At 46.5% G+C, this 12,457-nt stretch carries 16 protein-coding genes; 7 read left to right on the top strand and 9 right to left on the bottom strand.

Annotated features, from left to right (window positions below):
- The 3 genes from AC5JL3_RS09135 to AC5JL3_RS09125 all read right to left on the bottom strand — a co-directional run.
- On the bottom strand, nt 1-222 hold a 222-nt coding region (locus AC5JL3_RS09135), incomplete at its 3' end, for a hypothetical protein (RefSeq protein WP_496074186.1).
- A complete protein-coding gene (locus AC5JL3_RS09130; protein WP_496074185.1) occupies nt 212-352 on the bottom strand; it encodes a hypothetical protein in 141 nt (46 codons plus the stop codon). The genes AC5JL3_RS09135 and AC5JL3_RS09130, both read right to left, overlap by 11 nt.
- A gap of 28 nt (nt 353-380) precedes the next feature.
- Nucleotides 381-650, bottom strand: a complete 270-nt coding sequence (locus tag AC5JL3_RS09125) for a hypothetical protein (protein ID WP_496074184.1) — start codon at nt 648-650, stop codon at nt 381-383.
- A 322-nt stretch (nt 651-972) separates the two neighbouring features.
- Here AC5JL3_RS09125 and AC5JL3_RS09120 point away from each other — a divergent pair, with 322 nt between their 5' ends.
- Complete coding sequence (locus AC5JL3_RS09120) at nt 973-1,590, top strand: DUF3122 domain-containing protein (RefSeq protein ID WP_496074183.1); 618 nt, start codon at nt 973-975, stop codon at nt 1,588-1,590.
- Between the two features lie 12 nt (nt 1,591-1,602).
- Here AC5JL3_RS09120 and lepB read toward each other — a convergent pair whose 3' ends face one another.
- Nucleotides 1,603-2,217: a signal peptidase I gene (lepB, locus tag AC5JL3_RS09115; protein ID WP_496074182.1), complete on the bottom strand. Its 615-nt coding sequence runs from the start codon at nt 2,215-2,217 to the stop codon at nt 1,603-1,605.
- A gap of 692 nt (nt 2,218-2,909) precedes the next feature.
- Here lepB and AC5JL3_RS09110 point away from each other — a divergent pair.
- Nucleotides 2,910-3,569, top strand: a complete 660-nt coding sequence (locus tag AC5JL3_RS09110) for a hypothetical protein (RefSeq protein WP_496074181.1) — start codon at nt 2,910-2,912, stop codon at nt 3,567-3,569.
- A 287-nt stretch (nt 3,570-3,856) separates the two neighbouring features.
- On the opposite strand, the gene AC5JL3_RS09105 is transcribed toward AC5JL3_RS09110, so the two are convergent.
- Nucleotides 3,857-4,492, bottom strand: a complete 636-nt coding sequence (locus tag AC5JL3_RS09105; RefSeq protein WP_496074180.1) for a RidA family protein — start codon at nt 4,490-4,492, stop codon at nt 3,857-3,859.
- 160 nt (nt 4,493-4,652) lie between these two features.
- On the opposite strand from AC5JL3_RS09105, the gene AC5JL3_RS09100 reads away from it, so the two are divergent.
- The gene (locus tag AC5JL3_RS09100; protein WP_496074179.1) at nt 4,653-5,465 is read left to right on the top strand and encodes a hypothetical protein; all 813 of its coding nucleotides are present in this window, start codon (nt 4,653-4,655) and stop codon (nt 5,463-5,465) included.
- Between the two features lie 106 nt (nt 5,466-5,571).
- On the opposite strand, the gene AC5JL3_RS09095 is transcribed toward AC5JL3_RS09100, so the two are convergent.
- Nucleotides 5,572-5,826: a peptide ABC transporter substrate-binding protein gene (locus AC5JL3_RS09095; protein ID WP_496074178.1), complete on the bottom strand. Its 255-nt coding sequence runs from the start codon at nt 5,824-5,826 to the stop codon at nt 5,572-5,574.
- Between the two features lie 309 nt (nt 5,827-6,135).
- Here AC5JL3_RS09095 and AC5JL3_RS09090 point away from each other — a divergent pair, with 309 nt between their 5' ends.
- Nucleotides 6,136-6,672, top strand: coding sequence for a Uma2 family endonuclease (locus AC5JL3_RS09090; protein ID WP_496074177.1), 537 nt, complete (start codon nt 6,136-6,138; stop codon nt 6,670-6,672).
- Between the two features lie 282 nt (nt 6,673-6,954).
- Here AC5JL3_RS09090 and AC5JL3_RS09085 read toward each other — a convergent pair whose 3' ends face one another.
- On the bottom strand, nt 6,955-7,671 hold the full coding sequence (locus AC5JL3_RS09085; protein WP_496074176.1) for a glycoside hydrolase family 24 protein: 717 nt from the start codon (nt 7,669-7,671) through the stop codon (nt 6,955-6,957).
- 49 nt (nt 7,672-7,720) lie between these two features.
- Complete coding sequence (locus tag AC5JL3_RS09080) at nt 7,721-8,380, bottom strand: SDR family oxidoreductase (protein ID WP_496074175.1); 660 nt, start codon at nt 8,378-8,380, stop codon at nt 7,721-7,723.
- Between the two features lie 223 nt (nt 8,381-8,603).
- Here AC5JL3_RS09080 and AC5JL3_RS09075 point away from each other — a divergent pair, with 223 nt between their 5' ends.
- Nucleotides 8,604-9,314, top strand: a complete 711-nt coding sequence (locus AC5JL3_RS09075; RefSeq protein ID WP_496074174.1) for a DUF1997 domain-containing protein — start codon at nt 8,604-8,606, stop codon at nt 9,312-9,314.
- A 125-nt stretch (nt 9,315-9,439) separates the two neighbouring features.
- On the opposite strand, the gene AC5JL3_RS09070 is transcribed toward AC5JL3_RS09075, so the two are convergent.
- A complete protein-coding gene (locus tag AC5JL3_RS09070) occupies nt 9,440-9,910 on the bottom strand; it encodes a DUF4079 domain-containing protein (protein ID WP_496074173.1) in 471 nt (156 codons plus the stop codon).
- A gap of 165 nt (nt 9,911-10,075) precedes the next feature.
- Here AC5JL3_RS09070 and AC5JL3_RS09065 point away from each other — a divergent pair, with 165 nt between their 5' ends.
- Both AC5JL3_RS09065 and AC5JL3_RS09060 read left to right on the top strand, forming a co-directional pair.
- Nucleotides 10,076-11,545 (top strand): ankyrin repeat domain-containing protein, encoded by a 1,470-nt coding sequence (locus tag AC5JL3_RS09065; RefSeq protein WP_496074172.1) that lies wholly within the window; start codon nt 10,076-10,078, stop codon nt 11,543-11,545.
- Between the two features lie 262 nt (nt 11,546-11,807).
- Entirely contained in the window at nt 11,808-12,413 is a 606-nt protein-coding gene (locus AC5JL3_RS09060) for a hypothetical protein (RefSeq protein ID WP_496074171.1), read from the top strand.
- The last annotated feature ends 44 nt before the right edge of the window (nt 12,414-12,457 follow it).

Here is a 12,457-nt window from a genome sequence, read left to right as displayed (position 1 = left end):
ACCGGAGTAGGGGGGAGGTGCGCCCCACAAGCCAAGATTCGAGCGCAAACGTATCAACTTATCTGCCGCAATGTTCGCTGTCTTGAGTACAAACGGAGCACAGCCATATTCGCTGTCCCAGACAGAAATTGGTCGTACTGATAACACAGAGCAAACCTGCTGTAGTTGCCACGCCCCCTTCTCAATTGGGTTTTCCCAACTGGTAATCCGCTCATGTCTCAAGGGCTTTCGCCCAACTGCCTGACTCTTCCGGTATCCAAGCAATAGTGCTGTAGCCCTGACCTAAACCAATCGGGCGATTTCCGGGAACGGTAGTTGCTTGATGCTCAATTGTACGTTCTTGGAGTGTCACTGCTTCCGGTCGTGGCCAGATTGTGTGGTCACCTGCCAGCAAGAGGCCGCACCGATGAAGCCATCTGCTCAAGGTAGAGCTTCATCAATTTCTGGCGTTGAGGTCGGCTATCTTGTAAGGCTTCATAAATGCTAGACCATCGGCGTCGAAATACTGGAGAGAGTGACAAGTCTGCCAAGGAATAGGCGTTGCGGGTCAATAGTACCGCATCAGTTAACTCAAAGGTCGCGTCATGCGCTTTGCCTAAGTAATTGTAGGCAGCTTGACGAAATGCTTGAAGTTTGGCAAGAAGTTCCATAGTGGCTGTTGAGAGTTGGTAGTGCTTCTCTCAATCTTCCACCCAAGGGCAGTCAGTGCTACGTCACCCACTGCTCTTGCCAACCCAATGCCTGTGACCCAATTCATTGATTAAACGCCAGTTGCCCCATGCTTGGTATCCCAGGAGCTTTCAGTTGCTTGCGCTCCACTCAGCTTCGCTGAGTCAGAGCGTTTTAGTCTAAACTCCAGTCCCCAGAAAGCTGCGCTAATAGGCTTTCGCTCCACTCAGCTTCGCTGAGTCAGAGCGCCTTAGTCTAAACGCCAGAGAAATCTGCCCTTAGGGTTAACATCTGGAGGGAGTTATGCTCTATCGCACTCAGCAACTAGACCAGCTTGACACCAATAAGCCACCAGCAAAAACTCTCTCCCGGCTTCCTCTACCTCCCCTGTCAGAACTGGTAGGAAACTTGCGCCGTGAAGATCTAGTTTCTCAGCTACTGCTGCTGAGTGGATTGGTGCTACTTTTACTTCTGGGTCAATTTGCCTTCACACAAGAGCAAGCAACGGCTGTTCTGAGGCAACACCAAGATGAACCCGGAGTCATGCGATATCACTCTCAACAATCTTTGCTAGATGCCTCTGGAAATGCTTGGCAGGTAGTATTGTTCAAACAAATAACACCAGGTCAGCCAATACGCTTCAATTTACGTCTAGTCGGTTTTCCTGGCATTGCTGAGTTGACTCACCCGCAACCTTTGAAAATTAGTACAGCATCGGGTCAGGTATTGACAGCCGCTGATGTCTTTGGCGAAGAATCTCCTGCACCCAATGTCGGTCAGTACAATTTCACAGAAGTTCTGAGTAAACTGCAAAAGAGTTCCCTAACGCTCTCGGTTCCACTCAAAAGTCAGGAAGCCCTTTGTTTAAAAATTCCCGAATCCCTTGTTACTGAATGGCAATGGCTGGAAACTGAACTTTAGAAGTCGGAGGACTTACTGGCGCACAGATGATGCAGGAGAAGGCGGGTAAAGAGGAGATGGGTCGATTGTACCAATGCGCTCAACAGACCAGTAGCGTGCGATCGCACGACCAATAATATAGTCACGAGGAACATATCCCCAGTAGCGACCATCGTAGCTGCGATCGCGATTATCCCCCATCACGAGGTAGGAGTCTGGAGGTACAGTGACGGGACCCCAATCATACGTCAGTTCTTCGGCAAGGTACTTTTCTCGCAGCAGTTGGTCATTGACATACACCCGTCCCCCTTTAATCTCTACCTTTTCTCCGGGTAAACCAATCACCCGCTTGATAAAGGTATCTCGGTGATTTTCCTGCTTTAGCGTTTCCGTGGGAGAAAAGACAACAATGTCTCCTCGGTCAGGAGTTGACCAGCGATAACTCAACTTGTCGATTAGTAAGCGATCGTTAACTTCCAGGGTAGGTAACATTGAGCCTGAGGCAACATAACGAGATTCAGCAACAAGGGTGCGAAACCCGAAGGCAAACATTAAACTCAAGCCGACTGTTTTGAATCCCTCTACCCAAAGATTGTTGCGGTTTGGCTGTGAATGATTGTTAGAATCTTGGTTGTGCTGAGGATGCATAAACCTTTACCAGGGTGACAGTGAGCTGTTGAAGATACGGGTGTTGAACCTTGCTACAAAAAAGTAGCACCTATTCTGTTGTGTCACTCTTGTGACGTAGAAAGCTGGAATTATGCTCCTGTAAGCTCACTGAGTTTAAGATTTCATCAAGTCCTAACATTTTGGGGTAATTGTTGACAATACCAGCCTCAACGAAGCAATCTTCGAGTTTGAGCATAGCTGGCTAACGTTCCAGGAATTTGACTGGGTGTACAGCATCAGCACGAAACTGGGGAAACTAGCGTTGTAATTGTCTTCTTTAACGCCTAAAGCGTTGTTGCAAGGGTTTAAGGTTTCTACTTACAATTTTCCAAACTTTCACAACTACAGCTTGAGCTGCTGCTTTTATCGATGTATCATTTTCCAGGCATATCAATTAAGTCCCTAATCTCCGGTCTGCTAGCTTCTACAAAAATACCGCTGATCTGCCTGGAGAGTGTTCATCAATAGTAAGCAATCTTTAGACCTCGCTAAGGTAGACAATTGAGAAAATGTGGTTTTGAATGAATGAGCAGAGTTCGAGTGGGAAAAATAACTACCTACCCAAACCAAGGAGATGGCGTATCAACCTAAGTTGCGTGAAGTCATAATGAGTGTCAGAGTGCATCAGTTACAACTAGTTTTAATTCAGTCGCAGTTGAGAGGCGAGAGCAATGAGTGATGGTATGGCGTTCCTGACAGGGGCTGCCTTCGCTGGAGTAGCGGTTCTCTTTATGATTAAGGGGGGTGACAATATTGTCGCTAATGGTTTAACACCTGCTCGTCAACTGCCAATTGCACAAGCTAACCCTTCTAATCCTTACGATCCTTATATGGCGACACCGCCGATGGCAACACCGACTTCGCCGAGTTCAAGCTTATATGATGTTGAACGGCAGCGGTTGGATGCTGAGCGGTTAAGAGCGATGCTTGAGCAACAACGCACTGAAACTGAGCAGCTAAAGGCACAGTTGCAGAATCAGCAGATGCTCATTGAGAAGCTAACCACGCAGACCGATCCCACTGCGCGACCGGCATGGAGCCGACCGACATCAACCCCTACTCCTATTCAGCCTCAGCAGCAAGAAGAAAATTCGATGGTTTCAGGCATCGTCTGGGCACTAGGCGGTATGGCAATCACAATTAGTGGTGGCATTGTTGTTGTTGGAGCGTTAGCGGTACTTGCACGACAACAGCGTCCGGGTCGAACAACTTATGTAGTGCAGCAGCCTTATAACGCTCTCCCCCATACGTTGCAACCCAGACGTCGATCTGAGGTTATGCCTGCTCAGATTGACGATAGGCGGGTTGACTATGTAGAGTACGACAGGTAGAGAGTTGCTCTGATCGCGATCGCATTCAAGAGCTACTAGTGAGCAGTGACCAGTTGGACGCTGCTTTCCCCATTTTTAGAGTAAAACCGCTGCACTCTTCAAGCGGTAGGTCGTCATAATCATCAGGCACACCCGCTGCACTTTCCAGTCAGGGTACGCCTCCTCACAATGCCAGCTTAGTCACTGGTTAGTGTCTGCATCAATCGCATACGTGCCACTAGAACAGGTGGGATGTCCTTGTAAATCTTCTGGTGTTTTCTCCCTGTTCATGCCTCAACTCCAGTCACTTACGGCACGATTGCAATACATTCAATTTCGACCAAAACGTCTTTTGGCAAACGAGAAACCTCAACACAAGCACGCGCAGGAGCTGATGTTTCATCGAAATGTTGTGCGTAAACTTTGTTCATTGCTGCAAAATCGTTCATATCTGCCAGAAACACTGTTGTTTTCACAATATCCTGCGTTTTAGCACCAGCAGCAGCAAGAACCGCTTCTAGATTTGCCATTACTTGCTCCGTCTGCTTGACAACATCATTAGCACCAACAATCTCGCCTGTGCTGGGTTCAAGCGGAATTTGACCAGAAACAAAGATCATTTGCCCACTTGCTGCGATCGCTTGGCTGTATGGGCCAACGGGGGCTGGAGCATGAGAAGAGTGAATAACTTTTCGTGTCATGGGTTTTAGTCTAGAGATATCAAACTGCAAACTTTTCCACAAAACAATAGCAGTTCCTGACAAAGAAATTTTGATTTTGGCAGGGGAATCTTCCTTATCGAGCCTTCTCTCCCTCACAAGCCACCAGCGGATAGTTAAGAAAATTGAGTGCCGCAAGGCAATTGCTTCTTGATAAGATTTTGCAAGATACTCTACCGTATAGATACTTCCCACTAAGGTTGCGACAAGAACATCTAGTTCCATTGCCGTGACACAAACTAGTGAGGTAGAGAATTCCCGAAACGCACTGTACTGCCTGTTACAGCTAGCAAAGTTCGGTTGTAGACATGCTCAAACAGCCAGCAGCAAGGTCTAAAACTAGCCTAACTGTCGTACCTGACGGACATTTAATGCTTTAGATACGATGATTTATCAACGTTTTTTGAAAAACTTGCCTGCTCCTGTACAAATGCTGATGCGACCGATGTGGTTCTTTTCCATCGGGTTACATGGGTTACTATTATTAATTCCCATTCCGCCGCAACCAGAGCCTGAACCCGCATCCAATCCTAAAAAGAAAGCTGTCAAGGTTACGCAACTACCTCCTCCACCTTCTCCACCTTCCCCCCAACCCTCTCCATCGGTGCAGTTGCCCAAACCTTCTCCTAGTGTTCAGCCAACCCTTCCTCCACCTATCCAACCCTTCCCTAGATTACGGCAAACTCCTCCTCTAATTGTTCAACCCTCACCGAGAGTTCAGCCACCCCAACCCTCTCCAGTTGTTGATCCAATCACTCCAACACCAACACCCTCAACTCCTGTTGCGTCCTCAACTCCGGTTCCTTCCCCAACTCCCACCCCTTTAGAAACTCCTAGCCCATCGCCAACACCGTCACCAGAACCAACTCCTAGCCCATCGCCAGATGAGCCATTTGCAGATTTTCCTCATGTTGATGGTGTACAACCGGGATGTAACAATTCACTGGGCTGTTGGCAAACAGCAGACACCCAGTGGCGAACTGTATCTGAAAATCTCAAACAGAATCTAGAAGCTCAGGGTTATGTTGTTAAAAAATTAGAGCTTGCAGATGATACGGGAAGAAGTGCCTATCAGGTGTCTAAGGATGGCGAGACTAAATATTATCTCAATCTGCTTTCTATCAGGCAAGGAACGGTGTACTTGTTGACCAAGGAACAACTTACCCCAGAAGAACTAAATAGTGCAGTAGCACCGTAGTTAACTAAGCTGAAAGATGATTAGCGATCGCTTGAAGGCGCAAAGCCTTGCGCCTCTGCTGTCATCTCATCAACAGATTACCTAATGTAGGCGATCGCTCAAACTCTCAATCTAGAAGAACAAGTCGCGTCATAACACTTATTACCTCACCTGAATTTGCTGTTGGTGTGGGTGGACTCCACTCGGTCACTTCTGCAAAACCAAGACGGTACAGGGTGTGAATGATTTTAACGACCCCTTTGGGTGAACCAACGACAATAACTTTGACAAATTCTCTCTTTGAATTTGGAGCGGTAGAAGCGCGAACTTCAACGGAGGCTGAGTCGAGTTGTTTAGCATCTGTCAAAAAGTTTGTAACCATTTGAGTTTTCCTGATTTTTCATAAGCAGTGATATTCACCTTAAGGGGATATCAGAATTTAGAAAATCCCCACAAATCTGTGAAAATTTACATTTTTGATATTGTGTGAAATAATCAATTTTTTTAAACGGATAAAGCCTTCAAAAAGCAACAGAATAGGAACGTTGAAGACAGTGATCGCTTTGTACTACTCAGACAAAAAAAGCGATTGCCCTTAATCTTGTGGAAGAAAGCGATCGCACTTAGATTTGCTTCATTGAAAGACTTATAAAATAGGTTGTAATAATAGTTAAAACACAGGTAGGTGTTTATGGTTGCGGTGCCTGAACTGAAACCCATCTCAATCGACGATTTTATGAATCATCCCGTCGATGATCATGAGTGGGTTGATGGGCAAATAATCGAGAAAACAGGGATGACATTAAGGCACGGTCAGATTCAATTAAGGTTAGGTTCTTACTGGAGAAATCATATGCTCTCCAGTGGGCAGGGTGGAGAAGTCTACACTGAAGCACTTTGTCGTACTACTAAGCAAGGTCGTCGTCCTGATGTTTCGTACCTGACACCAGAATTATTTACACAATTCGCAGGTTCTACTGCACTACCTCAAAGCTTTCCACTCATTGCGGAGATAGCCTCTCCTGATGATAGTGGAGAAGAGTTATTTGCTAAGGCTAGAGAGTATTTACAATCAGGTTGCCAAGAAGTCTGGTTAGTATTTCCTGAGAGTCAGTGGATTATCGTTATTACCCAAGAGAAACACCTTTTATTGACGTTAGGAGAAGTAGTCAGCACTCAGACTGTTCTGAATGGCTTTAGTGTGGCAATCGATGAATTATTGGCTTGAGAGCAGTAAGACGTTGAATCGTCAAGAGATTCTGAGTGTATACGATCATAGAACCATAGAAGAAGAGGATGCGATCGCAACCCATTCCTCAGGTCAAGGTGTTACGTCGTCGGTGGTAGGTTTTAGGGGAAAATCTAGCTCAAGACTTGGTCATATTAGCACTTCGGGGAAATTCTAACTCCAAAACTCGCCGCTCACCCTACCACCTAAAACCTACCACCTTGACGACGGTAGCACTGCCCACCCTACAGGTAGAGGTTCTGCGTAAGCCCTGACTACGATTTACCCAGCTTTCGCCAATTCTTCCCGAAGCATCCGCTTATAAACCCCTGGCAAGTACCCAGTCATCGCATTATCTTCTATCCCATAACCTAGACTTGTCCAAGTGCCAGAAAGCCGCCGCAAGACATTGCTCAAGTTCCCTTGCCGCAGTTCTTCTGAAATATCAACGCCCCAAGCTTGCTTGTCACTCAGCCAGCGGTAAACCACCTCATCCTGATACTCTGGCTCAAAGCTGTAGTTCTTCCAAAACAGGAAACCCGAAGGCCCAGGATGATAGCGCTGGGCCATGTTATCCCAGGTTGTGTTGATGAACTGATATCGTCCTGCTGCCGTTGTACAGTTGCCGACATTGGGGCCAGCAACAATTGGCACACAACGTTCAGGATGACGGCTCAAATCCGAGACACGCTCACCGCCATAGAGAAGGGAATAGGGTTCGGAGTCATTCGCTTCGCTGGCAGTGATAGTTCGCATTAAAGCGCGAATGTAAGGATCGCCCCCCTTCATGACCAACGGAGGGGTTCCGTGGGTACCTGTGGGATAATTAGAAAAAATATGCGATCGCTGTGCCAACTGTCCTGCATAGAACTCTAGGAGCAAGACCATTAACCCCAAGGCACCGATGCTAGCAAGTAAATTCCTCAAGGTAGATTTCCGGAAAAACTCTTCCTGAAATTTTAAACTTACAGACTTCCACAAGGATGATGAACGTTCCAAGTTTAATAGTCCTTGACAAGGCTAAAAAGAGGCGGTTGCACCTCACCTATCAAGCCACGCTAGCAAATAGCTGCTCCCAGCTTTTATCGGTAGCTTCTGGTTTAGCAACCACTTCTACAATTTTATTGTGCGCCTCTGGTTGTGTGAGTGCTTCGACGCAAACTTGTGCTACTTTCGTACGCGGGATACTACCGTCAAATAATGTATCAGCCGATGACATCACCACAGGGTCTGGGTTATCTTCGTTTTTAAGACCCCCTGGTCGCACAATCGTGTAAGTCAAGCCACTTTTCTGAAGGTATTCTTCTGCTTGCTTCTTCCATACCAAAATCAGCCAAAACAAGTTGAGGGGATGGAAAAACTGGGAGACACACAGAGAAGAAACCATAACCAAGTGTTCAATGCCCTTCGTTTTTGCAACATCTACTAAATTTTTGGTGCCCTCATAATCCACTTTATAAGGTCCAGTGGGGTCAATACTGGGGCTTGCTCCAGTAGCACTGAGGATGACGGTGCTATCTGCAATTGCTGCACTAAGAGTTTCTGGCTTTAACACATCACCTACCACTAATTCCACCTCCGCAGGCAGAATTTCTTTCGCCTTCTCTAAGTTCCGCACCAAAGCTCGAACCGGAATGTTGCGCTTAACCAGCTCTTGCACAATCCGACGTCCTGTTTCGCCTGTCGCTCCAGCAACAAATGCTTTCATCGTTCCTCTCCGTAAACCAACATGGTTGACTGCAAGACTCACAAGCTATGCTCAAGTGAGCGAGAAATCTCTCTTATGGCAGTGAAATCTACTCCTTAATTGTATGAACTTTCTAAATATGTACTCGTCTTTACCGTAAATTGCTCAGAGTTAAAGTGAAAATTTGAACCTTCAGTGGGAATCCTTAACCTAGCAAAGGCAACCAATACTAAGGAAGCTTACTATGCAGTCGCATTTCGCTGACAATCGACAGATTGAAGTAGAGCAAGCGCATTTGAATGCTCAATCAAGTTACTCAAAAACTGACACTTTTGTGCCACAATCACCCCTATCAGCCAGTGAGCTGACTCATTTTCACAGTCATTTTCAAGACTGTATGGAGATGTATGCTGAGCAAGAGCAAGTTATTGACTATCTGGATGCTCACCAGAATTGGTTTAGCCATTGTGCCCACCCTATGAAGGTAGAACCAATTGGACAAAATGCCTATGCTGTAGTAATTGGGCAATTTGGGGCATTTGGCTATGAAGTAGAGCCGAAAGTTGGCTTGGAGTTGTTACCGCAACAGGATGGGATCTATCGAATTCAGACAGTCCCCGTTCCGAACTATGAAGCTCCAGGCTATGATGTGGACTTTCAGGCATCTCAGGCATTTGTAGAAGTCCCGGCAGGTGAGTATTTTCAGGAGTCAGAGCATAAGGGTTTGCCGCTACCGAAAGCTGTCACCCGCGTTGAGTGGAATCTTGACCTGAGTGTTGCGATAAGGTTCCCCAAGTTTATCCATAAGTTGCCCCATTCCTTAATTCAAAGCACAGGCGATCGCATTTTGCGCCAAGTTGTGCGACAAGTTTCCCGCCGCCTAACCCATAAAGTCCAGGAAGATTTTCACACCAGCCTGGGTTTACCGATGCCAAAAAAATCCAAAAGGCACTAAATTATAGCTCTTCAGCAGTCAGCTTTCCGCCAAATCTGCTCGAAGCAAGTGGGACTCGCCTCTAGACACAGCAAGGAAAACAAAAAAGCTGATAGCTGATAGCTGACAGCTTTGGAGCTACAACGTTACATCTTGCTGATAATCCTTTCTACAATTTGCATACCCGTTATCGCTTGCCAGCCAAATAGCCCTAGAAGAACAATGTTTAAGGCAATGTGGGTGAAGCGTGCCCAATTGTTGCCTTTTTGCATGAACGGCGAAAGAGATGCAGAAACCGCAATGAGTCCAGTCATGCCTAAGCCAGCCAGCAAGTGGGGACCAACAAATAGCTTGCCATTGTTGATGTAGGTAACAGCCAGTGCTGCGATCGCACCAACGACCATCAAGCCTAACAGCACTGAACCCACTTGGTAGTGCTTGACGTTATACCGACCCTTGATCAGCTCTTTTTTGGCATCACCTTCAGCATTTCTAGTCTGCTGGATTTTCAGACCCAGATACAACGCATAAACAGAGATTACTAGCAGTGCCCACATTAATACGGGGTGAATGAATTGAGACCAGACTTTAACTGATTCTGGGATTTCGAGGTTCATAGTGTTCAAGAGAGCGGTTTAAGAATCTTGATGAAACTTAACTTAGCACAGCTACTGTTTTCTCTAAGGTTTGATTAGCTTTTGAGGGCATCCCTCTTTAGAGCTACTTCTCAAATAGCCAATTTAACGCTAAGTTGGCTATGCGCTACTGACAAGGCTTGAGAGATGACCTTGAACACAAATGTCCTACTGCTAAAAGCAGCTCAACGCGGCGATCTCACTGAACTCCAAGCCGTTTTGGCTAAAGGAGCTAATGTCAATGCGACAGACCAAGACGGCACCACCGCTTTGATGTTTGCTTCTCAGCAGGGATACACCGAGATTGTTCGGGTATTAATCACGGCGGGTGCGAATCTCGACTTGCCAAGAAAACGATATGGTCTGACAGCCGTAATGTTAGCAGCAGCCGCTAATCGAGTTGACGTTCTACAAACGTTGGTTGCTGCTGGTGCTAATGTCAACGCCAAAAATGATGACGGTAGCACAGCGTTAATGGTGGCAGCCCATAAAGGGTTTACAACAGTCGTACAAATCCTGCTAGCTGCTGGTGCTGATGTCAAATCCAAAGACAAGGATGAAGATAGTGCCTTAAGCCTAGCTGCTCAAGAAGGTCATAGTACAGTTGTGAAACTCTTGCTAGAAGCTAGCCGCGATGCCACAGTTGGTGTGGAAGCTTTAAGCCTAGCAGCAAGTGAAGGTCACACCCCGACGGTACAAGTTTTGTTAGAGCTAGGGGTAAGTGCAGATGCTACTAACATTGACGGTAGAACCGCTCTGATGCAAGCGGCTGAGCTGGGGTATTTATCAGTTGTGCAGCTTTTATTAGCCAGTCGTGCTGATGCTAATGCCCAAGACGAAGAGGGTGAGACGGCTCTAACCTTGGCAGCTGACCAAGGTCACGATTTTGTGGTACAAGCTTTACTAGATACTGAGGCTAATGTAAATGCCCACAACCTAGTGGGAGGGACAGCTCTGATGGCAGCTGCTGCTGGAGGGCAGACAAAAGTTGTTACGGCTTTACTCAATGCGGGTGCTGACATCAAGGCTAAGGATAAAGACCAAGAGACAGCTTTGCACTTTGCTGCTGTAGAAGGTTATAGCGATGTCGTGGATGCCCTTCTCCAACGAGGAGCTAATGTCCATGCTAGAAATCAACTAGGTGACACCGCGTTGATGCTGGCAGCTTTGCACGGTCATACAGCAATTGTCAAAGCTTTGCTGCAGAAAGGGGCAGACATCAACGCGACAAACTTAAGTGAAACCCCACTAACCTTAGCTGTGTCTCAGGGTCATGCAGAAACGGTTAAGGTTTTGCTAGATGCAGGGGCAGATGCCAACAAGCGATATGCTGACGGAAAAACAATCTTGATGAAGGCAGCCGACCGAGGCGACACTGAGGTCATGCGATACTTATTGAACGCCGGGGCAGAGGCTAACTTCATTGATAATGCAGGTGCAACGGCTTTGATGTGGGCAGCGCATCGAGGTTATACCGATACAGTGCAAGCCTTGCTTGACGCGGGTGTAGACATAAATGTGAAAAACCAGGGTGGCTATACTGCCTTGATGATTGCACAATTCAATAGTTACCCTGAAGTTGTACAACTACTCAAGGCGGCTGGAGCTGAGGATTAAGAGCCATATAACAATTACTACTCTGTTTCTAGTTCTCTTGCTTGGTTGTTATTAATTATTATCCTTTTCTTGCTAATAATTTAGTGATAATCAACAATCAATCAAACACTACTTTAGTGCAGTAAAGTGTCATATCTCAGCTTAGCGGAGCAATTTCTGAGGGAGCATTGATGTTAGCTTAGGTATTTTTCACTCTTTTTACTAACAAGTATTCTCCTAAATTTATTGCCACTTACTTTCTTGAGAGTTTCCGTTTACGCCTATGAACCAGCAGAAGATCTCAAGTTGGGAGATAATAGCGAAGAATCCTGTAGTCATACATGCCTCTCAGCCTAAATCCTTGAATGACTCGGTAACACCTAATACTGAAGATGATGGCTCAGGAGAGCCACCAGAACCACCAAGGAAAAGACCTCCTTTTTCCGGAGGGTTTTGGTTCAACGATGAGTTGATTTCCCTGAATGACCTGCGGATTGTTAACAGCCGACGTCGGAATGGCTTAATTCTCTACAAGCGCTATCATGCTGAGTTTGCGGGACCTGGTGCCGCAGTAGGAGGAGAATTTGATTGGGATTGTCAGGGAGTGCTACCACTCGGTAATTTATTATTGGACAGCCCTGGCTCAGCTGATGAGCGACAGCGGTCTTATATGATTCGGCGGCAGTGGATTCGCCTAACACGACAAATTACAGACAACCCCGTACCCTTGCGGCGTGCTCAGCTGCTTCTCAACCAATTTGAGCAATACTTTGACTCTGAAACAATGGCTCAACTGCCAGACGAAGCATTGGCACTTTTAGTGGGTGTGTTGCCGCAGACTATCACAATGGCACGTTATTCAGTGGAAAGCTTGGATGAAATTGTGTAGACGCGATCGCGTTTCTTTCATCCCAGGTAGCTAAAAGGCGATCG

Source organism: Symplocastrum torsivum (genome assembly GCF_059505465.1).
This window is presented reverse-complemented; position numbering and strand designations above follow the sequence as displayed.